Genomic DNA, 25,973 nt, shown 5'->3' with positions numbered 1-25,973 from the left:
TAAATCATTGTAGGAAGTGTTAATGAAAACAATCAGTCATTTTCTTAAAATGAAGATAGCAGGAGGGATAGCAATGGTTGCAGATATGACGGGAAAATCTAAGCTTTGTCAGCAAATCGAAGAAAACATTAGCTGGTTGTCACAGTTTGGGTTAGATGAAAATGAAGGGGTCACGAGGCTTTTATATACGGAACAGTGGAATGCAGCTCAAAAGGCATTGGAAGAAAAAATGAAGGGACTTCCCCTCAAAACGTATTACGATGATGTAGGAAATTTATTTGGACGGTTGCAAGGAACGGGTTCAGAACAACAAGTTATTTTAACAGGATCCCATATCGACACCGTGATAAACGGAGGAAAGTATGACGGGGTCTTTGGTGTTGTGGCAGGTATCATTGCTCTGCAGTACCTATATGCGCATTACGGCTCCCCTACAAAAACCTTAGAGGTCGTATCACTTTGTGAAGAAGAAGGTAGCAGATTTCCTCTTACGTATTGGGGATCAGGTAATATAAATGGATTACACAGCAAAAGTGATGCAAAACATGTTATAAATAAAGAAGGGGTTAAGCTGGATGACGCAATGAAACAGCTCAATTTCGGAAAAGGCCTCCACAGCGAGCCATACCGCACGGACATCGCTTCTTTTATTGAACTACATATTGAACAAGGAAAACAGCTTGAAATGTCTCGTTGCGATATCGGAATTGTTTCTAGTATCGTCGGGCAGAAACGATTTACAGTATCTGTTAAAGGTGAAAGTAACCATGCGGGCACAACCCCGATGAACATCAGAAAAGATGCATTTTATGTGAGCTGCAAACTTGCTAAAGCATTTATTGAATTGAGCGAAAAATATCATAACGCTTTATACGTAACGGTTGGCAAAATTACACTTTCTCCAAATGCACCGAATGTAATACCAGGATATGTAGAATTCACGGTCGATATAAGACATCATGAGTATGAGGTTTTACAAGAGGCAGAACGAGAAATGAAGGAAATTATAAAGCGAACAGCAGGGGGTTTAGAAGTGAATATCGACTGCTGGATGGATGAAAAACCTGTCGCCATGAGCGGAGAATTATCTGAACTTTCCAAAATTATTTCCTCGGAAAAGAATATCTCCTCCCGAGAATTAGTAAGCGGTGCAGGACACGACTCGCAGGTATTCGGACGAAGAGTTCCCACATGTTTGTTATTCGTACCGAGCCAAGATGGAATCAGCCATTCCCCAAAGGAATTCACCAAAGGAGAACAGTTAGAAAAAGGAGTAAAGGTCTTAATAGAACTATTATATAAACTTGCCTACTAGGAGGAATTTGACATGACTATAACAAAACAGCTTCATACACCGCCGCGTACGATTATGACACCCGGACCCGTAGAAGCAGATCCACGCGTATTAAGAGCATTAGGAACACCTATTTTAGGTCAGTTTGACCCCGCATTTACGCACATTATGAACGAAACGATGGAAATGCTTCGTGAACTATTTCAAACCAAAAACAAATGGGCTTTTCCCGTTGATGGAACGTCTAGAGCTGGGATTGAAGCAGTTCTTGCAAGTGTAGTTGAGCCTGGCGATAAAGTGTTCGTCCCGATTTTCGGCCGCTTCGGCTATTTATTAACGGAAATTGCCGAGCGCTACGGAGCTGATGTACACAATATTGAATGCGAATGGGGAGAAGTGTTTGACCCTGAAACAGTTATTCGTGAAATAAAAAAAGTAAATCCGAAAATTGTTGCAATGGTTCATGGTGAAACGTCTACAGGAAGAATGCAGCCTCTTAAAGAAATTGGTGCTGCATGCCGCAACCAAGATGTTTTATTTATCGTCGACGCAGTAGCCACTATTGGCGGTACGGATGTAAAAGTAGATGAGTGGAACATTGACGCATTGATTGCAGGCACACAAAAGTGTTTATCTGTTCCGTCCGGCATGGCACCTATTACGTACAATGATCGCATTGAAAAAATTATCATGGAACGTAAAAAAGTTGAAAAAGGAATTGCGACAAAAGCAGATGCTCAAACTGTTCGTCTGCGTCCGAATATTATCAGCAACTATTTTGATTTGAGTCAGCTTCAAGACTATTGGAGTGAGCGCAGATTAAATCATCACACGGAAGCAACGTCCATGCTCTATGCTTTAAGAGAAGGGCTGCGCGTTATTTTAGAAGAAGGATTAGAGGAAAGATTTTCAAGGCACCGCCTCCATGAAAAAGCACTTGTAGCCGGTATTAAAGCAATGGGATTATCTTTATTCGGAGATGAGGATTCAAAAGTTCCAACCGTTACTTGTGTTTTAATTCCCCCAGGTATTGACGGAGAGGCAGTTCGTTCTACGCTTCTTGAACAATTTGGGATTGAAATTGCAAGTTCTTTTGGGCCGATGCACGGAAAAATATGGCGTATCGGTACAATGGGATACAGCTGTCGAAAAGACAACGTTCTCTTTACATTGGCTGGTCTTGAAGCAGTGCTTATTCGAAACGGCGCAACCGTGAATGCAGGTTCTGCTTTACAAGCAGCATTAGAAGTTTACGAGGAAGAAGTAGCGTTGTCTAGTCTGTAAAGATTCGTTTTATTCATCATATAAAGAAAAGAGGAGATTTTCTATGAGCGAATACTTTTTTACACACCCCTATGCATCGCAGCGTACGTGTACGTTTGGAAAAAACGGAATGGTAGCAACTAGTCAGCCTCTTGCCGCTCAGGCGGGTCTTGAAATGTTGAAAAAAGGAGGCAATGCGGTAGATGCTGCTATTGCTTCCGCAGCTTGTTTAACGGTTGTAGAGCCTACGTCAAATGGAATTGGCGGAGACGCATTTGCTCTCGTGTGGATAAATGAAGAGCTATACGGACTCAACGCGAGCGGTCCTGCTCCTGCTTCTATCTCTATTGAAGCTCTGCGTGCCATGGGGATAAAAGAGATGCCGGCTCGCGGTTTTGTTCCTGTTACGGTCCCAGGTGCCCCCAACGCGTGGGTGGAACTGTCAAAACGCTTTGGGCGACTATCGTTAAAAGAAGTGCTGCAGCCTGCTATTTCGTATGCACAAGAAGGGTTCCCAATCTCCCCGATTTTAGGGTACAATTGGGAACGAGCGTTTGAACGATTTACATACGCGTTAAAAGGTGAAGAATATAAGCACTGGTTTGAGACGTTTACCCACAATGGATCAGCTCCTAAAGTAGGGGAAGTGTGGCGATCACCGGACCATGCTGCTACGCTGCTTGAAATTGCCGAAACGAATGGAGAATCTTTTTACAGAGGGGATTTAGCTGATAAAATAGCAGCTTTTTCTAAAAAATACGGCGGATTTTTAGCAAAAGAAGATTTAGCAGCTTTTAAAGCAGAGTGGGTGAAGCCAATTTCAACCTCTTACCGAGGATATGATGTGTGGGAAATTCCGCCTAACGGCCAAGGCCTTATTGCACTTTTAGCTTTAAATACGCTAAAAGGCTTTTCTTTCGATGCCAAAGATTCTGTCGATACATATCACAAGCAAATTGAAGCCATGAAGCTAGCATTTGCAGATGGCCAAAAATTCATTACAGATGCTGATAAAATGACAGTAGCAGTTGAAGATTTGTTGAATGATTCTTATGCAAACAAGCGCAGAGGGCTGATTGGTGAAAAAGCGCTTATTCCCGAAGCCGGACAGCCGTCTCATAGCGGCACTATCTATTTAGCGACAGCTGATGGAGAAGGAAACATGGTATCATTCATTCAAAGTAATTACATGGATTTTGGCTCAGGACTTGTCGTACCTAATACGGGCATATGCCTGCAAAACCGCGGACATAATTTTTCGTTAGACCCACAGCACCATAACCGATTAGAGCCTGGAAAACGAACCTACCATACCATCATTCCTGGATTTTTAACAAAGAATAAAAGCGCTGTAGGTCCATTCGGTGTAATGGGCAAATTTATGCAACCTCAAGGACATGTGCAAGTCGTCATGAATATGATCGATTTCCATCTAAATCCTCAGGCAGCTTTAGATGCACCAAGATGGCAGTGGATTGAACATAAAAAGGTTCTTGTGGAAAAAGAAATGCCTTCACATATTGTAGAAGCATTAGAACGCAAAGGGCATGATATTCATGTGGCTACGAGCAGACATACGTTTGGAAGAGGGCAGATTATTTTAAGAGATGAACAAACCGGTGTATTATACGGCGGCACAGAAGCGCGAACAGACGGAGCGGTCGTTGCTTATTAGATCACAGAGAAAGGAGCGCGAGAAATGCGACAATTGGATATTTTTATAGCGTTTTTTCGCTCAGGTATGCTCGGCTACGGAGGCGGACCTTCAGCTATTCCACTTGTGAAAAAAGAAGTGGTCGATACGTACAAGTGGATGGATGACGATGAATTTGGCGATTTATTAGCAATCGCCAATACGCTGCCTGGGCCTATTGCTACAAAGCTGGCCGGATACATCGGCTATCGAGTCGGCGGTATTTTGGGTCTCGGGACAGCTTTATTTGCAGCCGTTATTCCAACCGTTTTTTTAATGGTATTGCTGTTAACAACTTTAACGCAATTTAAAGATCAGCCGTGGGTTATGGGCATGACCAAAGCAGTTGTTCCTGTAGTGGGAGTTATGCTCGCGGTTATGACGTGGGACTTTTTTAAAAAATCAACGTCTGGTCTAGGGTGGACGCCAGCTATTATCTTACTGATTATTAGTTTAGGGCTAATGGAATTTGCCCATATCCATCCAGCGGTCATTATTATTGTTCTTATGGCAGCAGCTTGGATTCCGCTAAAACGAAAAGGAAAAAAAGGTGAAAGTGCTGAACACAAGCAAAAGAGGGAATCGGTATGATTTATATTCAGCTATTTATGGCGTTTTTTGTTTCAAATATTTTAGGCTATGGAGGCGGACCTGCGTCGATTCCGCTTATTCAAAAAGAAGTCGTGGATCACTATCATTGGCTTACGGTCAAAGAGTTTAGTGAAATGCTGGCAATCGGAAATGCGCTTCCTGGTCCGATTGCAACAAAAATGGCGGGGTTTATCGGATATCAGCAGGCAGGGATTTTAGGCTCTGTGATTGCTCTTTTTGCAACGATTGCTCCATCGGTTTTACTTTTAGTTATTTTACTTCGAATATTATTTAAGTATAAAGATTCGCCAAATGTTAAGAAAATGACGAACTACATTCGTCCCGTTATCGCCATTTTACTGGGCTTGATGGCGTATGAATTTTTTATGAATTCATACGGTGATTCAGGGATATGGCAAACTTTATTTTTAGTAGCAGCCAGCTTTCTTTTATTGGAAAAATTGCGTGTGCATCCAGCGTTCGTTATTGTCGGAGCACTCGTATACGGAGCTGTTTTTCTTGCTTAAATGAAGCTCTCAAATAATGAGAGTTTTTTTGTGTAAAAGAGACGAAAAGAGGGGAAGTCATGGTTGAAAAAGCAGCGCTAGAAAACGTTCAGGATTTGGTTAAACTGCGAATGTTGCTCATGAAAGAACTAGGAGAATTAAACGGGAACGAGGAGCTGTTTCAAAAAGCTACAGAAGAATATTTTATTGCAAATATAAATAATCCAAATAGCTATACGGCTATTTTAAAAGCGGATGGAGAAATTGTATCAGCAGGAAGCATCGTCTTTTTTATACGTCCGCCTTCACCCAGTAACCTCCAAGGAAAAGAAGCATATGTTATGAACATGTATACAGCTTTTGATCACCGAAAGCACGGCTATTCTTCAGCTATTTTAAAGCATTTGATGCAGTACTGCCAAAAAAATGGTGTAAATCGAATATGGTTAAATGCTTCTTCCGCTGGAAAAAGCTTGTATCAAAAACATGGATTTATTGAATGTGAATCTGAAATGGAATACAAGTTTGAAAAAAATTAGAGTAACAAAACTCTTGATAGGGATGGGTTTGAAGGAGCTATGGTTTTTAAAAAATAAAAAAAATTAATAAAAAGTGTTGACGAAGATAAAAAAACCATTCATAATACAAATCAACATCACACAACATTACACACAACTTGGAAGCGACAAACAGTTTCAAACGATCGGAACTGATTATCCAAGTACACATACATAGTCAATACTGAGCGTTGATAGGAGCACTAGTAGAAAAAATTTCCCTGTAACAGAGAGCTGACGGTTGCTGCGAGTCAGAACACAAATTTTTTCGAAGTACATTCCTTGAGCATCTTTTCCGAGCAGGAAAAGACGGCCTGGCCGTTATTTTAATGAAGAGGCAAGCAAAATGCTTGCAACTAGGGTGGTACCGCGAATTTTCGTCCCTACTGACTCTTAAGAAAAATCTTAAGGGTGAGTAGGGACTTTTTGTATTTCGGTCCATTATAATTTTATATCCATTACAAGCGATGAAAAGAGCATAGTAGCAAAATCTTCCCTGTATTCAGAGAGCTGATGGTTGGTGCGAATCAGTACAAAAGAGATTGCGAATTACATTCTTGGAGCTTTCTTTTGGCGATAGTCAAAAGCGGCAATAGCCGTTATCTTAATGAAGAGGCAAGCAATGCTTGCAATTAGGGTGGTACCGCGATCAATTCGTCCCTACTGATACAATCAGTAGGGACTTTTTGTATATCCGCATAAGCGGCTGTGTAGGTGTAAAACGGATTTTTCAATACAAACTAAACGAGAAAGTCCGTTCGAGGTTATAAAATCAAAGGAGGATTTTTAAAATGACAAAATCACTAGAACAATTACGAGGACAAATCGACGAAATAAATTTAGAAATTTTAGAATTATTAAACAAACGCGGTGAAATCGCACAAGAAATTGGAAAAGTAAAAGGTACACAAGGTGTGAATCGCTTTGATCCAGTTCGTGAACGTAAATCGTTAGATCAAATCTTAGCTAACCATAATGGTCCATTCGAAGCTTCAACAATTCAGCATATTTTCAAAGAAATTTTCAAAGCTAGCTTAGAGCTTCAAGAAGACGACCACCGTAAAGCACTTCTTGTATCTCGTAAAAAGAAATCTGAAGATACAATCGTTGACATCAACGGTACAAAAGTAGGACCTGGAAACTTAGAATTTGTAATGGGGCCATGTGCAGTAGAAAGCTACGAACAAGTAAAAGAAGTGGGCTTAGCGCTGAAAGAACAAGGCATTACATTAATGCGCGGCGGAGCGTTCAAACCACGTACATCACCTTACGATTTCCAAGGTCTTGGAGTGGAAGGATTAAAAATCTTACGTCAAGTAGGAGATGAGCTAGGCCTATCAATTATTAGTGAAATTGTTTCTCCTCAAGATATTGAAACGGCTCTAGACTACGTAGATGTGATTCAAATTGGTGCACGTAACATGCAAAACTTTGAGCTATTAAAAGCAGCAGGTTCTGTAGACAAACCAATTCTTTTAAAACGTGGATTGGCAGCAACAATTGAAGAATTCATTAACGCTGCTGAATACATTATGTCTCGTGGAAATGGAAACATTATTCTTTGTGAACGCGGTATCCGCACATACGAGCGTGCAACACGCAACACATTAGATATCTCAGCTGTTCCAATCTTGAAAAAAGAAACGCATTTACCAGTTGTAGTAGACGTAACGCATTCAACAGGACGCAAAGACTTACTATTACCATGTGCAAAAGCAGCGATTGCTATCGGCGCAGATGCTGTAATGGCAGAAGTTCATCCAGACCCAGCAGTAGCACTATCAGATTCAGCACAGCAAATGAACATTCCTGAATTCCACAAATTCATGGAAGAATTAAAAGGTGCAGCAGTAAAATTATCTTAATTTCATAGTGATACAGTGATAAGAAACTAGTAGCAAACATTTCCCTGTCTCAGAGAGCTGACGGTTGGTGGAAGTCAGTACACAAATGTGAGCGAATTACACTCTTTGAGTACTCTTTTACAGAGCGGTCAGCGGATCGTTAACAATTCGAGGTGGCAAGCAATGTTTGCAACTAGGGTGGTATCGCGAGAAAAACTCGTCCCTATGACGTAGGGGCGAGTTTTTTTATTTTTTATAACAGAAAGGAATCGATAATATGAGATATTTAACAGCAGGAGAATCGCACGGACCTCAATTAACAGCGATTATTGAAGGAGTACCGGCAGGGCTTGAATTAACAGCCGAACATATTAATGAAGATTTAGCAAGAAGACAAAAGGGACATGGGCGCGGACGCCGCATGCAGATTGAAAAAGATCAAGTTCAGATTAAAGGCGGGGTTCGCCACGGTGAGACGCTTGGTTCACCCATTGCTTTAGTCGTTGAAAACAAAGATTTTACTCACTGGAGAAATATTATGGGTGCTGATCCAGTTGATCATGATGAAGAAGTAAAGCGACAAATTACAAAACCTCGTCCAGGTCATGCGGATTTAAATGGAGCGATTAAATACGGTCACCGAGATATGCGAAACGTATTGGAACGTTCATCTGCTCGTGAAACGACGGTACGAGTAGCCACAGGCGCAGTTGCTAAACAAGTACTAAAAGCTGTAGGCGTAAATATTGCATGTCACGTGCTTGAAATCGGCGGTGTGAAAGCTGAAAAAACGGCATATGAGTCACTGACAGAACTTCAGGAAAAAACAGAAGCGTCACCTGTTCGCTGCTTAGATGAAGAAGCGGGACAGAAAATGATGAAAGCAATCGATGATGCAAAAGAAAATGGAGACAGCATTGGTGGCGTAGTGGAAGTAGTAGTAGAAGGAATGCCTACTGCAGTGGGAAGTTACGTGCACTATGATCGTAAGTTAGACTCAAAGCTAGCTGCTGCTATTATGAGCATTAACGCGTTTAAAGGCGTTGAAATCGGCGTAGGCTTTGAAGCAGCTCGCAGACCGGGAAGTGAAGTCCATGATGAAATTCTATGGGATGAACAAAACGGCTATGCGCGTAAAACGAACAATGCTGGAGGTTTAGAAGGAGGCATGACAACAGGGATGCCGATTGTTGTGCGAGGTGTCATGAAACCTATTCCTACCTTATACAAGCCGCTGCAAAGTGTAGATATTGATACAAAAGAGCCATTTGCTGCAAGTATTGAACGCTCAGACAGCTGTGCAGTACCGGCGGCAGCGGTTGTAGCAGAATCAGTGATTGCTTGGGAACTAGCATCTGCTATTATCGATCAATTTGGGGCAGATCGAATTCAGTTAATTCAAGAAAACGTAAAAAAACATGAAGAATACGCAAAGCAATTTTAATGAATAGAGGAGAATGAAAGGTGAAAACACGTGTATTACTTATTGGCGTCGGCCTTATTGGAGGATCATTAGCGCTAGCTATGAAGAAGCATCGTCACGTCACAGTCGTTGGAGCTGATATCAATACAAATGAAGTACAAGTAGCCAACCAGCTAGGTATCGTTGATTATGTAGCTGAAGATATAAAAACAGAAGCAGCCCAAGCAGATTATATCGTGCTTGCTACTCCAGTAGAGTACACGACAGCATGGATACACGACCTTTCTACTTGGAAGCTTAAAGAAACGGTTATCATAACGGATGTCGGAAGTACCAAAGGTGAAATTATGAAAGCAGCCGAAGCGCTGAATAAGAAACGTATTTCATTTATTGGCGGGCATCCGATGGCTGGTTCTCATACGAGCGGTGCAGTCAATGCACGAGCGGATTTATTTTGTTCGGCGCGCTATATTTTAACGCCGTTTGAAAATGAGAAAAAAGAAAAAATAGATGCGCTTATGCATTTGCTAGAGCCTACAGGTGCACAATTTGTACCGCTTGATGCAGCTACTCATGACCAAATCACTGGAGTTGTCAGTCATTTACCTCATGTGATTGCGACCAGTCTTGTAAGACAGGTAAAAGGATATTCAGCACAGAATCATCTTGTCACGGAAATGGCAGCAGGCGGTTTTCGAGATATTACGAGAATTGCTTCAAGCAATCCTCATATGTGGAGAGATATACTAAAACAAAACCGTTCTATGCTTTTAACATTGCTTGATGACTGGATGAAAGAAATGGAACAAGTAAAACTATTAGTAGAAAAAGGTGACGGTCACGAATTATTTGATTACTTTTCAGATGCCAAAGAATTTCGTGATTCGCTTCACGCATAAAAGGAGAGACATATTGTGACAGTAAAAGCTTTACGAGGAACGATTCAAATTCCAGGAGATAAATCCATTTCTCACCGTTCCGTTATGTTTGGTTCAATCGCAGAAGGAACAACAACGATTAACGGGTTTTTGCCAGGAGACGATTGCCTTAGCACCATTTCCTGCTTTCAAAAACTAGGTGTAGATATTCAAATGATTGATGAACAAAGCGTCGTAGTAAAAGGAAAAGGGATACAAGCGCTGAAAGAGCCATCTGATATTTTAGATGTTGGAAATTCGGGCACAACGATTCGCCTTATGATGGGGATTTTAGCAAATACACCCTTTCATTCAACATTGATTGGAGACGAATCTATTGCCAAACGCCCCATGAAGCGTGTGACCGGTCCGCTTCGTGATATGAATATTCATTTAGACGGTCGAAAAGATGCTAATTTTACACCGCTTGTTATTCGAGGTGGGAAAGCAAAAGGTATACACTATACATCTCCCGTTGCAAGCGCACAAATAAAATCAGCTATTTTACTTGCTGGACTGCAGGCGGAAGGAACAACTTCTGTAACGGAACCGGCGAAATCGCGTGATCATACAGAACGTATGCTAGAGGCATTTGGTGTTAAAGTCGAAGAAGAAGGCTTAACCGTTTCAATTGAAGGCGGTCAAACGTTAAGAGGAACGCATGTAGAAGTGCCTGGTGATATTTCGTCAGCTGCATTCTTTTTAGTAGCGGGGGCTATTATTGCAAACAGCCGCATTGAAATTCAAAAAGTGGGGATGAATCCGACTCGAACGGGTATTTTAGATGTGCTTTCAAATATGGGCGCTTCGATCAAGACAGTCGAAGAAACAAAAGAAATAGCGGAACCCTATGCAGATTTAGTTGTAGAAGCTTCTCACTTAAAAGGTACAGAAGTAGGCGGAGACTTAATTCCACGCCTAATTGACGAAATCCCAATTATTGCACTAGCTGCCACCCAAGCAGAAGGGATTACAGTTATTAAAGATGCTGCAGAGTTAAAAGTCAAAGAAACAAACCGTATTGATACGGTAGTGAATGAGTTAACCAAAATGGGAGCTAACATTGAAGCAACGGAAGATGGAATGATTATTCACGGAAGTACAAAACTTCACGGAGCAAATGTAAACAGCCACGGAGATCACCGTATCGGTATGATGCTCGCTGTTGCCTCTTGTATTGCAGAAGGGGAAACAATTATTGAAAATCGTGACGCGGTATCCGTCTCTTACCCGCAATTTTTTGCTCACTTAGAGTCTTTACAGCAGTAAATTCCCTTATTATGTTAAAATAGCAGTTTGAAAGTTGTAAGGAATTTATAAAATTAAAACCAATGACTCTATATTTCGCCGGAGAAATCCGATATAATCATTACAACACCTCTAGTATTAAATAGAATTTGGTGAATGATTATGTTTTTGATGATTGTCTACATCGGGGCCATTTTATTTTTTATAAAAATGTTTATGGATCGAGATTTTATTTGGTTTTTGTTTCTATTGCCATTTTTGATGTTTGTTATGTTTTTTGAAACAGACTATCTTGATCATGTCCCTGAATCTGGAAGGTTAATTATCTTTACGTTTTCTTTTTTAGTCATTTATGCAATGGTTTTGGTGTATAATCGATATTTTAGAAAAGAAGGATGTAAAGAGTAAACTCAAATGTGAATCCATTGATAATGATAAAAAAAGCATGCCCTACGGCGTGCTTTTTTTATCGCTTGAATTGACATCCACTGGCGTAAGCGGCTTTTTAGCAGGGCCTTCTACCACAGATCCGTCGTAAGAGAAACGAGAGCCGTGACAAGGGCAGTCCCACGTGCGGTCACCAGCGTTCCAATTTACTTCACATCCTAAGTGCGTGCATGTAGTATCGACGCAGTGAAGCTTCCCTTGAGGATCTTTATAAGCCCCCGTACGTTTGCTGTTTACATATACGACCGACCCTTCATCATTTTGAAGCTGATCCAGTCCTTTTTCAGGCATTGAAAACTTACCGGTAATAAAGTGTTCAGCCACATCAAGATTTTGACGAAAGAAATGCTTAAGGCTAGGATCCGCATAAAAACGAGACGGATTATACAACTCTGCATATGGGTTGTCTTTTCCGGTTATTGCATCTCGAATAATATGTGCTGCAATGGTGCTATGAGTCATCCCCCATTTTTTAAATCCGGTGGCAATAAAGATATTTGGCTTGCTTTCTTTCATGGGACCGATATATGGAATTTTATCAAGCGTAAATAAATCTTGTGCAGACCATTTATAACGAAAATGTTGAACAGTAAAATTTTCTTCGGCGAACCTCTGAAGGGACTCATAGTGGAACATAGTATTAATTCCTTGTCCAGCTTTGTGGCCTTCTCCACCAATTAAGATGAGTTCTTCTCCGTCAACTTTTGTTGAACGCAGCGAATGAGTAGGCTGATCAGCACTTAAATACATGCCTCCAGGGTAAGCTTGTTCAACTTTTGCTGCTAACACATACGAACGTTTGGCATACATGCGCGTATAGTAAAAGCCCGTTCCATCATAAAATGGAAAGTGTGAACACGCCACTACATATTTGCAAGAAATTCGATGGCCGTCTCTTGTGACAACGGTGGGCGACGTGCTTTCTTCTACGTCCGTTGCTACGGTGTTTTCAAAAATCAATCCGCCGCTTTCTGTGAATTTTTTTACTAAATGAAGCAGATATTTTAACGGGTGAAACTGAGCTTGATCTTTCATAATAGCCGCTGCCCTAATATCAAAATTAAAAGGAATCTCTGTTGCAAATTCACATGGAATATGTAATCGCTGATAGGCTCGAAATTCTTTACGAACTCGATGATCAAACTCCAGCGTTTCTCCGTATAAGTAAGCATCCTGTACCGAAAAATCACAGTCAATGTTTTCCGTTTGAATTAAGTTTTTCATAAACTGCAGAGCTTGTTCGTTTGCTTTATAATACAGCAGCGTTTTTTCTTCGCCAATGTGTGAAAGCAGCTCATCGTAGATAACGTCATGCTGAGCTGTAATCTTTGCTGTTGTGTGACCGGTTGTACCATTTAAAATATTATCAGCTTCAATTAACGCCACGTTCAGTCCTTCTTTTTGTAATAAATAAGCTGTTGTAATACCGCTAATACCGCCTCCTACTACTACAACATCAACTTTTCGATTTTCTGAAAGAGATGGGTATGTTGGAAACTTTAAATGATCGCGCCAGTAGGGCTCAGTATCCTTTGGGATATTTGCCAATTTATTCACCTCCATATGATAAGTCTTATTTTTACCATAGTTTTCTAAAAAATGTATGCAAAATAAAGGAATCTACTCTAATAGCATCTCTTTGCTATGCCCATTTAAGCAAAAGGAGGGGAAAAGAGTGATTACAATCAGCCTTTGTATGATTGTTGCGAACGAAGAAGAGATTAAACGAAAATATTTGCTCTTCAAGATTCTTCTTTTTCAACGTGGCTCCCGCACCTGCACCTTGCCATTTGCTACGAAAGAATTGGTGAATAAAAAGCAAAGTATGAAATAGTAAAGGTTACAGATTTAAACATGAAGAGCAATAAATTCATATAAATGATAGAGAGCATCATATAATAAAAGTATAGAGGCTTAATTCGGCAAAGGGTATTTAAACATCAAGGTCCAAATAAAAGGGCAAACGGCATGTTTGTCCTTTTTTCATGATTATAGTGACAATTTTCATATATAGTAATAAAGTATATATATAGCAAAAAAATCCCAAATTTAAAGAAGATAAAAAACGGCTTAAAACCAAAACAAGTTGTACTCTCAGAGTATGTAGAACGTGCAAAAAAACGAAATAATATGTAGTATTGTAATACAGGACGTAATTGGGAAGAAAAATGAAAACGTTGACAAAAAGAGGAGGGGTACCATGTTGGGTTCACTACCTAATGTTATAAATACGTCAACGCTTGTGTCTTCAAGTGAACAACAAGAAGCGTCATCTGAATCATTTAAAACATATACTCATAAAGGAAAAAAATTCAAGGTCTATTTACCTAAATCCTATCATATTTTAAAATCTTACCCGCTAATGGTTATGCTGCATGGATGTACACAAAATGCAGATGATTTTGCGATAGGCACGCAAATGAACGAGCTCGCCGACGAAAAAGAATTTATTGTCGTATATCCACAGCAGTCTTCTAACTCAAATATGAATAAATGCTGGAACTGGTTTGAACCTCTTCATCAAATTAGAGGGTTTGGCGAGCCAGCTATTATTGCAGGGATTGTAAAAAAAGTCCAAAACATGCACTTTATTCAGAAAAATAAAGTGTTTATTGCCGGTCTGTCAGCAGGAGGAGCAATGAGCATCGTTATGGGGGTAACGTATCCAGAACTGTTTGCTGGAATAGGTGTGTCAGCAGGTATCGAATATCAGGCGGCTCTTAACGTATTTAATGCGTATTCTGTCATGGCCAGTAAAGGTCCATCCCCTGTTAAACAAGGAAGAATTGCTTATCAGCAAATGGGAAAACGGGCAAAGCCACTGCCGCTCATTGTATTTCATGGTAACGCTGATTCTACGGTAAATGTAGCCAATGCAGATCAAGTGGTTCACCAGTGGATTACAACGAATAATCTTGCTTATAACGGAAGAATAGATGGATGGATTCAAGATAGCCCTGTTAAAACGAGAGAAGAAAAAATTCTCTTTGGACGGGATTATACAACATATCGCTACGAAAGCAGTAAGGGAGAATTGGCTATTGATAAATATATTATCAATGGAATGGGGCATGCATGGTCAGGAGGGAATTCAGCGGGCAGCTATACAGATCCTAAAGGCCCCAACGCTAGTCGAATCATGTGGGACTTTTTCATGAGTCAAAAAGTATAAACAGAGCATATAATGAGGTTCAGTTGCGTTCTTATCGCAGAGAAGAAGAGCTGAAAGTAGCTCTTCCGGCCCTTATTAGATAAAGAAGCAGCTGCAGGAACCATTATTTTAACTAGACGTGTTTTTCTAAAAATTAGGATTTGATTATTTAGAAAACGGGTACTGTAATAAAGAAAATAAGAAGCCAAAATTACATAGCTTAGGATTGACAGCTTATAGTTGTAAATGTAAGATAACTGCGAGCTGCATTTTGTATGATTAAAACATTAAAGTAAGCCGAAAAAATAAATAGAAATTGTAAGATGAGCGGGTAAGGAAAAGGAGATTAAAAAATGAATATTGCATTTTTCTTAGTACCAAAAAGTGATGTTGTAACACTAAATATTCAATCCACATTAAGACAGGCTCTTGAAAAAATGGAGTATCATCGCTATTCTACAGTTCCGCTGGTTGACGATGATGGCAAATATGTGGGCGTTCTTACTGAAGGAGATCTTCTTTGGAAGTTAAAAAGCCTAGGAGACTATCGCTTTCAAGATACGGAAAATATTAAATTAACAGAGATTGACCGCTATCAAGATTATAACCCAGTTGCTATATATGATGAAGTTCAAAACATCCTTTCAAAGGCAATTGACCAAAATTTTGTTCCTGTAACGGATGATCAAGGTGTATTTATTGGAATTGTGAGAAGAAGAGAAATTCTAGAGTTTTATGCAGAAAGCGCAAGTAAAGTGAAAAATCAAATATAAAAAAAGCCATCTCTAGATGGCTTTTTTTCTTGTCTTATCTCCCCCGTACATACCCCTAAAAACAGGCTTAGGTCATGGCCCACAGCAATGCACTTCCTTGTACTAGTTTACATAATCTATTTATATATAGGTATAAAATTGCCTATATAAATCTTATTTATAGATAAGGATGGTTTATGTGAGTTACAACAATAAAAAGAAGTGTTGCTGGTGTTCTAATCAGTATTATTACAAAACTTCTGGCTATGATCCAAGAAGTAGCCATGAAGGAAAATGCTGTCATAACGATTATAAGCATAACGATCATTGTCCTAAACATGATGATGATCATCGTTCTGGACATAAAAAATGCCATCATGGTGGCAACCATGGCGGAGTTCACGACGGTAACCATGGCGGAGATCATGGTGGCAACCATGGCGGAGGTCACGGCGGCAGTCATGGCGGTAATCACGGCGGTTGTCATGGCGGTAACCACGGCGGAGGTCACGGCGGCAACCATGGCGGAGGTCACGGCGGCAGTCATGGCGGTTGTAAAAGACGTCGCTGCTGTTGGGGCTGGGTGTTTTAATTTAATAAATAATTGAATTAAAATGAAGCGTTGATTTAGCAGAAAGAACTCAAGAAATTGAGTTCTTTTTTTGTAAGTTGAAACTTATAAACGGTATACTTCGTATATATAGTAAGAGCATTTTGGAGGAGGAAAAAAAATGTTTAAAAAAATGTTTGCTAAAATTGGAGTTGGAGCTGCCAAAGTAGATTTACGACTAAATGAAACGGCCTATACGCTCGGTCATGTAATTGAAGGAGCTATTATCATCCAAGGTGGAAACGTTCAGCAACATATTAATTTAATTGATGTTGAATTTTGGCTTGAAGTTCAAATGAAAAGCGGTCAAATGCATACACATCGTGTGGAAAGCCTGCGCGCAGCTTCTTCATTTACAATTAATGAAGGCGAGAAAAAAGAAATTCCATTTACATATCATTTACCTTTGGATCTTCCCATCTCTGCGAGCAACGTTAGCTATTTCTTTAAGACACACTTAGATATTGAAGGGGGAGTAGACTCAACAGACCGGGACCCTGTGCGCATTAAAGCTCCAAAAAGCTTATATCAGCTAGTAGAGGGCTTTGAAGCACTTGGGTTTAGAGAAAAACATCATTCAGGAAAATTTAACGGATACAAACAAGAATTTTCATTTTTTCCTACAGACTTCTTAAAGGGATATGTAAATGAGGTTGAGTTTGAGGTAGCCATTGAACAAAAAGGTATCCGCGTGCTGTTGGAGATAGATTTGCCTTCTTTCGGCCGAGAGAGGGAAATAAAAAATGAACTCTTTTTTACAAATGATGAACTAAGCCAGCCATCTACTATCGCTCGTTTGCTGGAAGAAGCGATGGAAGAGATGATGGAAAATCCTCGAGACTATGAATATTATAAGCCTTCTCACTATGATCAGCATTCACACCACCCACGTATGAGCGGGTTAGGAGGAGCAATGGGAGGCTTTGCGGCCGGTATGTTAGGCGGACTGCTCATTGAGAATTTGATGGATGATATGTTTGAAGACTCGGCGCTTGGTGAAATTGGAGAAGATATTGAAGAAGCCGGGGAGGATCTGTTGGATGGAGATTTTTTTGATGGAGGAGACGATTGGTAAAAGGGATTTTGAATAAATAAAAAGGATGATTAATGATGATCATCCTTTTTTTCTTTCTTCTTTCTTTTTTTTACTTCTATATACTTAATGTGAAAATCCTCTATAATCAGAACTTTAAAGTAAAATTGCTCATGCTGAATGATATCATTTTTGGTCACATCAAACTTTTCGGTTAACACCCACCCGGCAATGGTATCTACTTCTTCGTCGCTAATATCAGTACCGAGTAAATCATTTACTTGGCTAATGAGCATTTTTCCGTCAAGAATATAATGATCGTCTTTAATTTTTTGTACATAAGGAATTTCGTCCGTATCAAACTCATCTCGAATTTCTCCCACAATTTCTTCAATAATATCTTCTACTGTAACAAGCCCAGCGGTTCCGCCATACTCATCAAAAAGAATAGCCATTTGAATACGTTCTTTTTGCATCTTTACAAGCAAGTCATGAATAGGTACGGTTTCAATTACTTTAAAAATAGGCTTGACGTACGATTCTAACGTATTGGTGCCGTCTTTTTCGTTAAATACAATATCGTTATAAATTTCTTTAATATTAACGAGACCGATTACTTTATCTTTATCTCCATCTTCAACAATTGGATAGCGCGTATATTTTTCGACATTTGCGATTTGTAAAAAAACCTCTACGACGTCGTCTTTGGAAGCACTCACAATCTCCGTACGAGGGACCATTACTTCTTTAGCTAAACGATCATCAAAATCAAAAATTTTACTCATATATCGATATTCGGACTGATTGATTTCACCGCCTTCAAAGCTCTCGGATAACAAAATGCGAAGCTCTTCTTCACTATGAGCAGCTTCATTTTCTGAAATCATCGTTATACCAAAAACCTTGGTCAACATACGAGCTGAGCCGTTTAATATTTTAATGAACGGATACATAAGTTTGTAAAACACGATAATTGGTTTTGCAAAGTTCAGCGTAATTTGTTCAGCCATTTGAATAGCAAACGTTTTAGGAGCTAATTCTCCTAAGACAACATGTAAAAAAGTAATAACAACAAATGCAATGACAAAAGATAAAATACCAGCAAGCGGTTCATTCGTATGGAAGGTAGTAAAAAGAGGGTGAAGCAACCGATCTAGCGTCGGTTCACCAAGCCAACCAAGCCCGAGAGCTGTGATGGTGATACCAAGCTGACAAGCGGATAGATATTCATCTAGATGTGTAATAACGCGTTTGGCAGAGACGGCTTTTTTATTTCCTTCTTCTAGAAGCTGATTGATTTTTGAACTTCTTACTTTTACAATAGCGAATTCTGTCGCTACAAAAAAAGCAGTTAATGCAATTAAAACTGCGACTAATAGTAATTTTACGGCGATCATCAAAGTCACCACCTTGTACGTAAATGTATACCTTAAGTGTTAGCCAAAGTGGAGAAAACATGTATTAAATTGAGAAAAGAAAAACGCACATAAAAAAACTGCTTCTATCTTTAAAAAGAATAAGAAGCAGTTTATTATGTTACATGTTCATTTAGGGGAATTAATCTTAACTTTATCATCATGGTCTATCACATATCGGTTCTACAGTTCAACTGACTTTTAGCAAACGTATTGCGAGTGTGTTATGACACCTCCTTTAACTGTAATCCGAGTATATATGATGCATCTCTCACTCCTTTCTATTAGTTAATTCTATTATAATACATAATTAATCAAAATACTACAAATATTCAGAAAATAATTCGAAATGCATAGTTTTTTGTCATTTTCTGAAATATACACACAAAACGAGATTGAGATATAACAAAATCAATACAATCTAAAGACGAATAAACTGAGTAAATGATCTAGTATCGGTCGTTTGGTTGCACTGCTGGTGATTTCCGTGCAAGGCTACGCTTTCCGCGGGCGGCCGATGAGCCTCCTCGTCGCTTACGCTCCTGTGGAGTCTCATCTATTCCGCTTTTCCCGCAGGAATCTTCGCCTTTCCCTCCAATCAACAGCTAGAAGCAACTCTAAACATAACCTATATTCACCATACTAATGAAAAGATCCAAACGATGAATCGTTCGGATCTTCCGTCAACCAAAATACGTTTGTATCAGCCTCTTTTTAATTAATGCAGTTTATGGTTATTAGGCATCTGAGGAGAGACAGTGGCTTTTGCAAAACTTGTGATCATTTGCTGCATATCTTCTTTTGCAAGCTGCGGCACTTGATAATAATGGTGTTTATTTTGATAAAGAGAAATTTCATAAGCCATTTCAATCCAGTTAGGAACACTGTCTCCGAATATTCGGCGAACAACAGGATTCGTTATTTCTAAAGCGGTCATGGTTAAAAGAGATCCCTGAGACTTAACTAAACCTAGCATATGACCTGAAATTCCTTTTTCATTGATTTCCTCAACGGACTGATTCGGCTTTTTAGGCTGCGAAGGCTTTAAGCCATAAACAAAGGTATGAGACTGCTTCATGTTGTATACATGTGTAGAACCCGCCGGCTTTTGACCGGTAGAAAAAGCTTCTACAATCAAATTATATTCGTCTAAAATAAACTGATACTGACGATCAATAATATCAAGCAGTTCTTGTTCTTTTACATATTGCCGAAACATCATAAACTGATCCATTACATTAATTGAGCCCGCAAGCGTTTCATGAACATCAAACAATTCATGCCCTCCATGATTCAATTGAGGGGGGACAGCTCCAGTTTGCATGTTTGTAGGAAGTTCGTGATTATTCATACTAAGTCCTCCTTAAAATCGGTATCGACTATAGTCTTTAAACTTTTTCTGGTTTTATACTCAAACTTTCTTTATTCATAAAATATTGCTTTAAATAACTAAATTTACATTCAGTTATTTTTAATTAAAGGGTAAAAATGAAAGGGTTTTATGAAAAAAAAGCGAATATCAATAACAATTCACGATCTATAGATAGGGGAATCAAAAAACATGAATGAGCTGCTGTCATACTCAAGTGAATTAAAACACGAAGCAAATCAACTGGTGGTATCCAATCATTTATTGGATCTGTTAAGAGAATATGGTTGTCCTCTCTCAGGGGAGAATTTTGAGTTAAATGTCATGACAAATCGCATCATTCATTTTTACGTAGGAAATGATGAAATGGATGAAGAATCTATTTTTCACATGGGGTATCAGCTTACAAAGCGTTTTAGCCCTTATAAGATGATATTTGCTAATGAAAAAGATAAGTATCAGTGGAGTGTGTATATGATTCAGAAGGGAGAAGAGTGGAAGCTTGATATTTCCGTGCTTCCAGAAAATATCGTGAAAGGCAAAGTTGAGAAACAAGAGTTATTAAAATCACTTCTCACTGAAAAGAAGCGGGAATGCATTTTATTTTTCAAGCAGCAAAGCGGATATAATCGCTATTATACGAGTGATCATGTCTATAAGGCTGTCCTAGAAGATGACATTCACGATGATATGTCTTTTTTTATGTGGCTGCAAAGACAAAAAAAAGTAAATCAACAAACGTAAAAAAGAGCCGCTTAGGCTCTTTTTATGCGTTTACGGATGTTTTTACAGGTAAAGCAGCTTTTAGCATCCAAATATGTTTTTCAATGTTGCCGATTGTTCCAATGAATAAGTCAGCTGTTACGTGATCGTGTGCTGCTTCAGCGTTTTCAACTGCACTTTTTAGGTTTTTAACAAGTAGCATATAGTCATTAATTAAGGTTTCTACCATTTCTTCACTCGTTTGCTCGTTTCCATCTTCAGAAAGAGTAGCTGCTTGTAAAAATTGCTTCATTGTAGCAATTGGGCTTCCTCCAATGGCTAGTAATCGTTCTGCATATTCATCTATATAGTCCGCCGTCTCATTATAGAATTCTTCAAATTTTTCATGAAGCGTAAAAAATTGAGGCCCTTTTACATACCAGTGAAAGCGATGTAGCTTCGTATACAATACGTTAAAATCGGCAATTTGTTGGTTCAATACGTTTTCTAAATTCATAGTTAATAGCCTCCTAATGAGTTGTTGTTATCTTATATTTATATTATATCAAATATCAAATTAAAATCAATACTTAATTATAATTATTATTAAATAATAATTAGGATGCTTTTAAATTATAGCTATTCTCTTTAAAAACTCTAAAGATATGATAGGATAGAGCAAGAGTATTGAAAGGAAGAAGGGTTAGTCATGCATATTACACCAGAAGCAAAACAATTAATTAACAATATACTTGAAGAGCAGGAGATAACAGGAATTCGCTTGTATTTCAAAGGAATTAGCTGTGATATCCCTAATATTGGGTTAGCTTTTGAAGAGCCTTTTGAAAATGATGAAATGTATGAAGTCGACGGAGTACAAGTAGCAATGGAAGCTTCTATTGTGCCTTATACAAATGAATTAATGTTAGATGTTCATACAACGCCGTACGGTCCAGGTTTAGCATTAGTTGGGGCTAAAGAGGCTGAGTAAAAAATTTATGTAAGAGAAGCTAACAGGTTTGTTGTTTGTTTTGGTAAACCTTGGTTTACTTAATTCAAACGTTAGTGAAATGGAGGGGGACCTATGCTTCTTTCTCATCATGTAACGGTTGAACAAAGACAGCAAATCAAACGCTTTAAGCAGCAAATACAAGACGCAAAAACGCTAGATGAGCGCCGTTTGTATCAAGCCCAGCTAAATAAATTTGTTGAGCGCCTATTTATTGAGAATCGCTTGCAACGCAGCGGCGAACAATAAAAAACACCTAGAAAAGAAGCCTTCAAAGAAGGTTTCTTTTTTTTTTAGTAGATTATTATACTTTTACATCTTGTAATTATTCATTTTCTTATATATCGCCCTTTATCTACTTGAAATCCGGTTTTCTGTATGAATATAGCACTAAAAACGTGTAAGTCACTATTAAATGAAAGCGCTTTCTGTTATAGTGAAGGTATAGAATTGTACTTGTTCACCTACAATGTTCATAAGGAGTGGTTTGTATGATTGAAAGAGGAAACTTCTTAATTGGTTTAGCGTGGGGAACATCTTTGAGCATACCTTTATGGATCGCCTTCTTTGGCTGGATAAAATTAGTTTGGCGCTTGCTTTAAATAAATAAAAACAAAAAAAGTAAAAAAACTTCAGTGAATATGCGCTGAAGTTTTTTTAAATAGTATAAATAGGTATTAAGAACTATTAAATAAATTATAATTTATAACGATAAGTAAATAAGACTACTATAAGTATTATTTTTGGTTTTTTTAGCATTCTAATGTTTTAGGTCTTATTACACAATGGAAAGCAGGAGTACAAATTGAAAAGCTATCGTTTAGTAAGTTTCTCCACCTTATGTATCTGTCTATTCGTTTTATTCATTTCACCTTTTCAAGACACATCTAGTGCATCAACTGATAAATATCAAAATTTCAAGCAGCTCTCACAGCACGAGTCTTCAGCTAGCTATAAAGTGACGACCAAAGAAACGAAAAGCCCTGTCCTTATCTTTGCTCCACACGGTGGAGGAATTGAAGGGGGGACAAGCGAAATTGCCAAAGAGCTTAGCAAACAAAATGCTCTTTACCTATTCGAATCGTTAAAGTCGAAAGGGTCACGAGACCTGCACCTCACAAGCACTCATTTTGATGAGCCCACAGCGCGTAAGATGGTAAGCAAGTATGATAATGTTTTATCTCTTCACGGGTATTCTGGGAACGAAAAACATATTTTTGTGGGCGGAACTGATCGGGAGCGCGCAAAAAAATTAACGCAATTATTAAATCAAAATGGATTTCCGGCGGAACTGATTACAAAAGGGCACGATGAGATTGCAGGCATTAACCCTGGAAATATTGCAAATAAAAATCGTACCGGGAAAAGTATTCAATTAGAGATTAGCCAACCGCTGCGAAGTGCTATGTTTCATTCATTCACTTCAAAAGGAAGAGCTTCGTCTAAAACTCAAACTTTTTATAGGTTTACAAATGTGCTTTCCACATTTGTTTCCACTTCTTACTGAATCCAAAAAAGAATGCTTTCGCAAGCATTCTTTTTTTATAAACTAGTTTTGCTACTCGTGACTTATAATAGGTTTCCAGTTAAAATCTTTTACATCTTGAACAGAAGGCTTTCTCACGTGCTGTAAGCTTTCTTTATTACACGCTCCATAAACCATAAAATTTTCCTGAGCTTCTATTAAAGAAATAGAGTTGGCTCCTAATTCGTTGGCATTCAGCTTTTGGTACGGATCGTCTTCCCAAAAACATATCTCACAAATATCATAGTCACCATCACTGTCTAACGATTGATAACCACAGCAAGGGCATGTATACTTTTTCATTGTTTCTATCCTTTCTGTATGGGATTTTAAGCTAGAAAAAAGTCAGCCATCTTATTTAACTATTTTACTATATTCAAGGATAACCTGAAAGAATATTCAAAAAATTACAGCGGCACTTCCCTAGGATTTGTGAACATTTTATAACGAATTGGTAATAGTTATTGTGAGACTGAGTAAAAAAGGAGTACACTTACTAGGAAAATAGATCGTGTTCGGAAACGTCTACATAAAAGCATTTTTGGATATGATGAAAAAAGAAAAAAGAGATAGGGAGTCATAAATATGAAAAAAATAATAGGTTTACTTTTAGCATGCTTTTTAGCTGTTCCGACAGTTAGTTTTGCTCATACACATGTGCAAACAACAGTACCGGAAAATGGTGCAACTGTTACAGCTCCTCTAAAAGAAATTAAATTAACCTTTGAAACACACATCGAGAAAATCAGTACTGTAACCGTTACAAAAGATGGACAAAAAATTTCACTTGCATCGCAAAAAGTAGAGGGTCATGATTTAATAGCTTCTGTCGATCAGCCTCTTGAAAACGGATCTTACACAGTGAACTGGGAAATTGTAGGGGAAGATGGTCATGTAATGAAAGATTCGATTGCTTTTAAAGTAGATGTGAAAGATAAAGCGAAGGAAGAGAATACTCAAGCAGCCGGAAAAGATAGTGAAAAAAAGCAAGGCGCCACGCAATCTGAACAACACCAAAAAAGTGCAGTAGCAAATGATGAAAAAACAGAGAACAATGATTCTTCATCGTTTTTTGTTATCATGATTATTGCTATTGTAGTGGTGGTTGGAGCATTACTCTTAATCTTCAGAAAGAAAAAGGCTTAAAAAGATGAGTATTTTGTTGCCTGTTTTTGAGTGGTTCACATACGTAGGTCTTTCCTTATTATTAGGATTTGCCGTACTGCAATATGTGCCGCTTACAAAAAAGCCAACAATTTTATTATCAAAGCGATGGCTACTTGCAAGTGCAGCGGCTGTCGCTATTTTTTCGGTTGGAAATTCGCTTGAGATTATTTTATCTTTTTCAAAAATAAGAGGGTTAGGTGAAACAGTTCGTCTTGTATTATTGGAAACAAGAACGGGACACGCCTGGATCTTTGTTGTGCTGATTGCTATTTTATGTATGGTTGCTGTTTCAATAGAGAGCCACCCTCATATGTATACATTACTGACTGTAGCCTTGGTGGGAGGAATCGCCTACGCAAGTCACGCAGCATCCGCTTCTGCGCTTAGCGGCATGCTTTCTCATTCCCTTCATATTTTAGCAGTGGGACTGTGGGGAGGGGTGGTTCTGATTGTTGCCGCTTTTTCAAAAGAAACCTCCAATTGGAAAAGTTTCTTAAGCTGGTTTACTCCTTTTGCAATCGCTTGTTTTGTGCTTCTTTCATTAAGTGGGTTCATTTCGATGGTCATTATCATGGGGCTGTCCAACTATGTAAATTCATGGGCCACAGATTACGGGCAGTCTCTTTTACTAAAGCATATTACGATTATTCCGCTGCTTGCATTTGCCGTCATCAATGGCTTTCTTATGAAAAAAGCGGTAAAACATCCAGAATATAAGCCCGTGATGTGGATTCGAGCAGAAAGCATTATTTTGCTTATCATTTTTTTATTTACAGCTATCATGGTGACGCAATCGCCGCCAACTAATATAAGTCATATGGCAATGGATTCATCGATTCTTCCGTTTATCTATGGGAAACAAGTGACGCTCCCTCTAACGTTTCACGTAACGATTGTAGGAATCCTATTCTTATTTGTCGCACTGCTGTTTTTTGTGTATTTACTTATTTGTTTTTACAAAAAGACAGTATGGCTTAGCGTATTAAGTGCGGGGTTGTTTGTTTTTGCTTTTTATATTGCCATGATGACAAGTATTCAAGTCTAAAAACAGTGAGAAATATCTCACTGTTTTTTTATTAGCCATTAAAAGCTGTGTTATCTCTCGGGCCTTTTCCCGAAGAAGGAGGCATCGGCATTTGGGAATTAGAATTAGAACCAGAGCCGAACGTAGAGCCGCTTGGAGGCGATATATTTCCTGCGCTTCCAAAAATAACGATCCCGCCAGAAATTGTGCCAATAGAAATAGATTTAATATAAACAGACATTTTTATTCAACCTCTCATCTAGCAAAAGAATTCAGTGTACCCTAGTATATGACCAGCTTGTCATTTTCGTATAGACGAGTTTAAAAATTAGGTAAAAGCTTAGAAGTTCAGGTTGAGAAAGGAAATGGTGTAAAATAAGATAGAACTTTTAAGGCAAAGTGTGTGGTGTCTGCTTAAAGTGTGTATACCACC

The 25,973-nt window shown here is 38.7% G+C and carries 29 protein-coding genes and 3 other annotated features; of the genes, 22 read left to right on the top strand and 7 right to left on the bottom strand.

Annotation, left to right across the window (positions count from 1 at the left end; translation table 11 throughout):
- Positions 1 to 73 precede the first annotated feature (73 nt).
- The 11 genes from allC to ACN6NE_RS27205 all read left to right on the top strand — a co-directional run bounded on the left by allC (position 74) and on the right by ACN6NE_RS27205 (position 11,744).
- A complete protein-coding gene (gene allC / locus ACN6NE_RS27255) occupies positions 74 to 1,315 on the top strand; it encodes an allantoate deiminase (protein ID WP_474328520.1) in 1,242 nt (413 codons plus the stop codon).
- Between the two features lie 12 nt (positions 1,316 to 1,327).
- Positions 1,328 to 2,578 carry a pyridoxal-phosphate-dependent aminotransferase family protein gene (locus tag ACN6NE_RS27250; protein ID WP_474328401.1) on the top strand — a complete coding sequence of 417 codons (1,251 nt, stop codon included), beginning with the start codon at positions 1,328 to 1,330 and terminating at the stop codon, positions 2,576 to 2,578.
- A gap of 43 nt (positions 2,579 to 2,621) precedes the next feature.
- The gene (gene ggt / locus ACN6NE_RS27245) at positions 2,622 to 4,232 is read left to right on the top strand and encodes a gamma-glutamyltransferase (RefSeq protein ID WP_474328399.1); all 1,611 of its coding nucleotides are present in this window, start codon (positions 2,622 to 2,624) and stop codon (positions 4,230 to 4,232) included.
- Between the two features lie 24 nt (positions 4,233 to 4,256).
- On the top strand, positions 4,257 to 4,841 hold the full coding sequence (locus ACN6NE_RS27240) for a chromate transporter (RefSeq protein ID WP_013057701.1): 585 nt from the start codon (positions 4,257 to 4,259) through the stop codon (positions 4,839 to 4,841).
- Positions 4,838 to 5,368, top strand: a complete 531-nt coding sequence (locus tag ACN6NE_RS27235; protein WP_028409146.1) for a chromate transporter — start codon at positions 4,838 to 4,840, stop codon at positions 5,366 to 5,368. The genes ACN6NE_RS27240 and ACN6NE_RS27235 overlap by 4 nt, the downstream gene beginning before the upstream one ends.
- A gap of 59 nt (positions 5,369 to 5,427) precedes the next feature.
- Complete coding sequence (locus ACN6NE_RS27230) at positions 5,428 to 5,886, top strand: GNAT family N-acetyltransferase (protein ID WP_474328396.1); 459 nt, start codon at positions 5,428 to 5,430, stop codon at positions 5,884 to 5,886.
- 200 nt (positions 5,887 to 6,086) lie between these two features.
- Positions 6,087 to 6,292: a binding site (T-box leader), on the top strand.
- A gap of 70 nt (positions 6,293 to 6,362) precedes the next feature.
- Positions 6,363 to 6,569, top strand: a binding site (T-box leader).
- A 126-nt stretch (positions 6,570 to 6,695) separates the two neighbouring features.
- The gene (locus ACN6NE_RS27225) at positions 6,696 to 7,769 is read left to right on the top strand and encodes a bifunctional 3-deoxy-7-phosphoheptulonate synthase/chorismate mutase (RefSeq protein WP_013057698.1); all 1,074 of its coding nucleotides are present in this window, start codon (positions 6,696 to 6,698) and stop codon (positions 7,767 to 7,769) included.
- Positions 7,770 to 7,775: 6 nt separating this feature from the next.
- Positions 7,776 to 7,976: a binding site (T-box leader), on the top strand.
- Between the two features lie 49 nt (positions 7,977 to 8,025).
- A complete protein-coding gene (aroC, locus tag ACN6NE_RS27220) occupies positions 8,026 to 9,192 on the top strand; it encodes a chorismate synthase (protein WP_474328394.1) in 1,167 nt (388 codons plus the stop codon).
- A gap of 20 nt (positions 9,193 to 9,212) precedes the next feature.
- Positions 9,213 to 10,070: a prephenate dehydrogenase gene (locus tag ACN6NE_RS27215; protein ID WP_129710429.1), complete on the top strand. Its 858-nt coding sequence runs from the start codon at positions 9,213 to 9,215 to the stop codon at positions 10,068 to 10,070.
- 15 nt (positions 10,071 to 10,085) lie between these two features.
- Positions 10,086 to 11,357 (top strand): 3-phosphoshikimate 1-carboxyvinyltransferase, encoded by a 1,272-nt coding sequence (gene aroA / locus ACN6NE_RS27210; RefSeq protein WP_474328392.1) that lies wholly within the window; start codon positions 10,086 to 10,088, stop codon positions 11,355 to 11,357.
- Between the two features lie 141 nt (positions 11,358 to 11,498).
- A complete protein-coding gene (locus tag ACN6NE_RS27205; RefSeq protein WP_013057694.1) occupies positions 11,499 to 11,744 on the top strand; it encodes a hypothetical protein in 246 nt (81 codons plus the stop codon).
- A 42-nt stretch (positions 11,745 to 11,786) separates the two neighbouring features.
- Here ACN6NE_RS27205 and ACN6NE_RS27200 read toward each other — a convergent pair whose 3' ends face one another.
- The gene (locus tag ACN6NE_RS27200; protein ID WP_129710427.1) at positions 11,787 to 13,331 is read right to left on the bottom strand and encodes an FAD-dependent oxidoreductase; all 1,545 of its coding nucleotides are present in this window, start codon (positions 13,329 to 13,331) and stop codon (positions 11,787 to 11,789) included.
- A gap of 127 nt (positions 13,332 to 13,458) precedes the next feature.
- Between ACN6NE_RS27200 and ACN6NE_RS27195 the strand changes: the two genes are divergently transcribed.
- From ACN6NE_RS27195 to ACN6NE_RS27175, 5 genes are all read left to right on the top strand, one after another.
- On the top strand, positions 13,459 to 13,617 hold the full coding sequence (locus tag ACN6NE_RS27195) for a hypothetical protein (RefSeq protein WP_165351761.1): 159 nt from the start codon (positions 13,459 to 13,461) through the stop codon (positions 13,615 to 13,617).
- A gap of 366 nt (positions 13,618 to 13,983) precedes the next feature.
- Complete coding sequence (locus ACN6NE_RS27190) at positions 13,984 to 14,955, top strand: extracellular catalytic domain type 1 short-chain-length polyhydroxyalkanoate depolymerase (RefSeq protein WP_016764703.1); 972 nt, start codon at positions 13,984 to 13,986, stop codon at positions 14,953 to 14,955.
- A 332-nt stretch (positions 14,956 to 15,287) separates the two neighbouring features.
- On the top strand, positions 15,288 to 15,707 hold the full coding sequence (locus ACN6NE_RS27185) for a CBS domain-containing protein (protein WP_013057690.1): 420 nt from the start codon (positions 15,288 to 15,290) through the stop codon (positions 15,705 to 15,707).
- A gap of 263 nt (positions 15,708 to 15,970) precedes the next feature.
- Positions 15,971 to 16,294 (top strand): hypothetical protein, encoded by a 324-nt coding sequence (locus ACN6NE_RS27180; protein WP_474328388.1) that lies wholly within the window; start codon positions 15,971 to 15,973, stop codon positions 16,292 to 16,294.
- 123 nt (positions 16,295 to 16,417) lie between these two features.
- A complete protein-coding gene (locus tag ACN6NE_RS27175; protein WP_129710425.1) occupies positions 16,418 to 17,371 on the top strand; it encodes a sporulation protein in 954 nt (317 codons plus the stop codon).
- 29 nt (positions 17,372 to 17,400) lie between these two features.
- On the opposite strand, the gene ACN6NE_RS27170 is transcribed toward ACN6NE_RS27175, so the two are convergent.
- The 3 genes from ACN6NE_RS27170 to ACN6NE_RS27160 all read right to left on the bottom strand — a co-directional run bounded on the left by ACN6NE_RS27170 (position 17,401) and on the right by ACN6NE_RS27160 (position 20,095).
- The gene (locus tag ACN6NE_RS27170; RefSeq protein WP_129710424.1) at positions 17,401 to 18,726 is read right to left on the bottom strand and encodes a hemolysin family protein; all 1,326 of its coding nucleotides are present in this window, start codon (positions 18,724 to 18,726) and stop codon (positions 17,401 to 17,403) included.
- Between the two features lie 467 nt (positions 18,727 to 19,193).
- Complete coding sequence (locus ACN6NE_RS27165; RefSeq protein ID WP_165351759.1) at positions 19,194 to 19,346, bottom strand: hypothetical protein; 153 nt, start codon at positions 19,344 to 19,346, stop codon at positions 19,194 to 19,196.
- Between the two features lie 116 nt (positions 19,347 to 19,462).
- Positions 19,463 to 20,095 carry a spore coat protein gene (locus ACN6NE_RS27160; protein ID WP_474328385.1) on the bottom strand — a complete coding sequence of 211 codons (633 nt, stop codon included), beginning with the start codon at positions 20,093 to 20,095 and terminating at the stop codon, positions 19,463 to 19,465.
- 210 nt (positions 20,096 to 20,305) lie between these two features.
- Here ACN6NE_RS27160 and ACN6NE_RS27155 point away from each other — a divergent pair, with 210 nt between their 5' ends.
- Positions 20,306 to 20,857, top strand: coding sequence for a hypothetical protein (locus ACN6NE_RS27155; RefSeq protein WP_474328383.1), 552 nt, complete (start codon positions 20,306 to 20,308; stop codon positions 20,855 to 20,857).
- 22 nt (positions 20,858 to 20,879) lie between these two features.
- Here the strand turns inward: ACN6NE_RS27155 and ACN6NE_RS27150 are convergent, their stop codons facing one another.
- Complete coding sequence (locus tag ACN6NE_RS27150; protein WP_129710421.1) at positions 20,880 to 21,332, bottom strand: Dps family protein; 453 nt, start codon at positions 21,330 to 21,332, stop codon at positions 20,880 to 20,882.
- Positions 21,333 to 21,524: 192 nt separating this feature from the next.
- On the opposite strand from ACN6NE_RS27150, the gene ACN6NE_RS27145 reads away from it, so the two are divergent.
- The 3 genes from ACN6NE_RS27145 to ACN6NE_RS27135 all read left to right on the top strand — a co-directional run bounded on the left by ACN6NE_RS27145 (position 21,525) and on the right by ACN6NE_RS27135 (position 23,331).
- A complete protein-coding gene (locus tag ACN6NE_RS27145; protein WP_474328381.1) occupies positions 21,525 to 21,806 on the top strand; it encodes a Fe-S cluster assembly protein HesB in 282 nt (93 codons plus the stop codon).
- A 93-nt stretch (positions 21,807 to 21,899) separates the two neighbouring features.
- Positions 21,900 to 22,073 (top strand): hypothetical protein, encoded by a 174-nt coding sequence (locus ACN6NE_RS27140; protein ID WP_013057683.1) that lies wholly within the window; start codon positions 21,900 to 21,902, stop codon positions 22,071 to 22,073.
- A gap of 556 nt (positions 22,074 to 22,629) precedes the next feature.
- Positions 22,630 to 23,331 carry a poly-gamma-glutamate hydrolase family protein gene (locus ACN6NE_RS27135; RefSeq protein WP_129710420.1) on the top strand — a complete coding sequence of 234 codons (702 nt, stop codon included), beginning with the start codon at positions 22,630 to 22,632 and terminating at the stop codon, positions 23,329 to 23,331.
- Between the two features lie 51 nt (positions 23,332 to 23,382).
- Here the strand turns inward: ACN6NE_RS27135 and ACN6NE_RS27130 are convergent, their stop codons facing one another.
- Complete coding sequence (locus tag ACN6NE_RS27130; protein WP_474328378.1) at positions 23,383 to 23,652, bottom strand: CPCC family cysteine-rich protein; 270 nt, start codon at positions 23,650 to 23,652, stop codon at positions 23,383 to 23,385.
- A gap of 282 nt (positions 23,653 to 23,934) precedes the next feature.
- Between ACN6NE_RS27130 and ACN6NE_RS27125 the strand changes: the two genes are divergently transcribed.
- Both ACN6NE_RS27125 and ACN6NE_RS27120 read left to right on the top strand, forming a co-directional pair.
- The gene (locus tag ACN6NE_RS27125) at positions 23,935 to 24,495 is read left to right on the top strand and encodes a copper resistance CopC family protein (RefSeq protein WP_474328376.1); all 561 of its coding nucleotides are present in this window, start codon (positions 23,935 to 23,937) and stop codon (positions 24,493 to 24,495) included.
- Positions 24,496 to 24,499: 4 nt separating this feature from the next.
- Positions 24,500 to 25,561: a copper resistance D family protein gene (locus tag ACN6NE_RS27120; protein WP_240702732.1), complete on the top strand. Its 1,062-nt coding sequence runs from the start codon at positions 24,500 to 24,502 to the stop codon at positions 25,559 to 25,561.
- A gap of 31 nt (positions 25,562 to 25,592) precedes the next feature.
- On the opposite strand, the gene ACN6NE_RS27115 is transcribed toward ACN6NE_RS27120, so the two are convergent.
- Positions 25,593 to 25,781, bottom strand: coding sequence for a hypothetical protein (locus tag ACN6NE_RS27115; RefSeq protein ID WP_474328374.1), 189 nt, complete (start codon positions 25,779 to 25,781; stop codon positions 25,593 to 25,595).
- Positions 25,782 to 25,973 lie beyond the last annotated feature (192 nt).

The organism is Priestia sp. 53B2 (assembly GCF_056099005.1).
This window is presented reverse-complemented; position numbering and strand designations above follow the sequence as displayed.

What these genes read in the sequence shown, in the direction of transcription:
- ACN6NE_RS27145 (WP_474328381.1), top strand. Translation starts at nt 21,525, where the DNA reads ATGCATATTACACCAGAAGCAAAACAATTAATTAACAATATACTTGAA.
- ACN6NE_RS27190 (WP_016764703.1), top strand. Translation starts at nt 13,984, where the DNA reads ATGTTGGGTTCACTACCTAATGTTATAAATACGTCAACGCTTGTGTCT.
- ACN6NE_RS27140 (WP_013057683.1), top strand. Translation starts at nt 21,900, where the DNA reads ATGCTTCTTTCTCATCATGTAACGGTTGAACAAAGACAGCAAATCAAA.
- ggt (WP_474328399.1), top strand. Translation starts at nt 2,622, where the DNA reads ATGAGCGAATACTTTTTTACACACCCCTATGCATCGCAGCGTACGTGT.
- allC (WP_474328520.1), top strand. Translation starts at nt 74, where the DNA reads ATGGTTGCAGATATGACGGGAAAATCTAAGCTTTGTCAGCAAATCGAA.
- ACN6NE_RS27160 (WP_474328385.1), bottom strand. Translation starts at nt 20,095, where the DNA reads ATGAATAATCACGAACTTCCTACAAACATGCAAACTGGAGCTGTCCCC.
- ACN6NE_RS27150 (WP_129710421.1), bottom strand. Translation starts at nt 21,332, where the DNA reads ATGAATTTAGAAAACGTATTGAACCAACAAATTGCCGATTTTAACGTA.
- ACN6NE_RS27125 (WP_474328376.1), top strand. Translation starts at nt 23,935, where the DNA reads ATGAAAAAAATAATAGGTTTACTTTTAGCATGCTTTTTAGCTGTTCCG.
- aroC (WP_474328394.1), top strand. Translation starts at nt 8,026, where the DNA reads ATGAGATATTTAACAGCAGGAGAATCGCACGGACCTCAATTAACAGCG.
- ACN6NE_RS27120 (WP_240702732.1), top strand. Translation starts at nt 24,500, where the DNA reads ATGAGTATTTTGTTGCCTGTTTTTGAGTGGTTCACATACGTAGGTCTT.
- ACN6NE_RS27225 (WP_013057698.1), top strand. Translation starts at nt 6,696, where the DNA reads ATGACAAAATCACTAGAACAATTACGAGGACAAATCGACGAAATAAAT.
- ACN6NE_RS27180 (WP_474328388.1), top strand. Translation starts at nt 15,971, where the DNA reads ATGAAGGAAAATGCTGTCATAACGATTATAAGCATAACGATCATTGTC.
- ACN6NE_RS27250 (WP_474328401.1), top strand. Translation starts at nt 1,328, where the DNA reads ATGACTATAACAAAACAGCTTCATACACCGCCGCGTACGATTATGACA.
- ACN6NE_RS27130 (WP_474328378.1), bottom strand. Translation starts at nt 23,652, where the DNA reads ATGAAAAAGTATACATGCCCTTGCTGTGGTTATCAATCGTTAGACAGT.
- ACN6NE_RS27170 (WP_129710424.1), bottom strand. Translation starts at nt 18,726, where the DNA reads ATGATCGCCGTAAAATTACTATTAGTCGCAGTTTTAATTGCATTAACT.
- ACN6NE_RS27115 (WP_474328374.1), bottom strand. Translation starts at nt 25,781, where the DNA reads ATGTCTGTTTATATTAAATCTATTTCTATTGGCACAATTTCTGGCGGG.
- ACN6NE_RS27240 (WP_013057701.1), top strand. Translation starts at nt 4,257, where the DNA reads ATGCGACAATTGGATATTTTTATAGCGTTTTTTCGCTCAGGTATGCTC.
- ACN6NE_RS27155 (WP_474328383.1), top strand. Translation starts at nt 20,306, where the DNA reads ATGAATGAGCTGCTGTCATACTCAAGTGAATTAAAACACGAAGCAAAT.
- ACN6NE_RS27185 (WP_013057690.1), top strand. Translation starts at nt 15,288, where the DNA reads ATGAATATTGCATTTTTCTTAGTACCAAAAAGTGATGTTGTAACACTA.
- ACN6NE_RS27175 (WP_129710425.1), top strand. Translation starts at nt 16,418, where the DNA reads ATGTTTAAAAAAATGTTTGCTAAAATTGGAGTTGGAGCTGCCAAAGTA.
- ACN6NE_RS27235 (WP_028409146.1), top strand. Translation starts at nt 4,838, where the DNA reads ATGATTTATATTCAGCTATTTATGGCGTTTTTTGTTTCAAATATTTTA.
- ACN6NE_RS27205 (WP_013057694.1), top strand. Translation starts at nt 11,499, where the DNA reads ATGTTTTTGATGATTGTCTACATCGGGGCCATTTTATTTTTTATAAAA.
- ACN6NE_RS27230 (WP_474328396.1), top strand. Translation starts at nt 5,428, where the DNA reads ATGGTTGAAAAAGCAGCGCTAGAAAACGTTCAGGATTTGGTTAAACTG.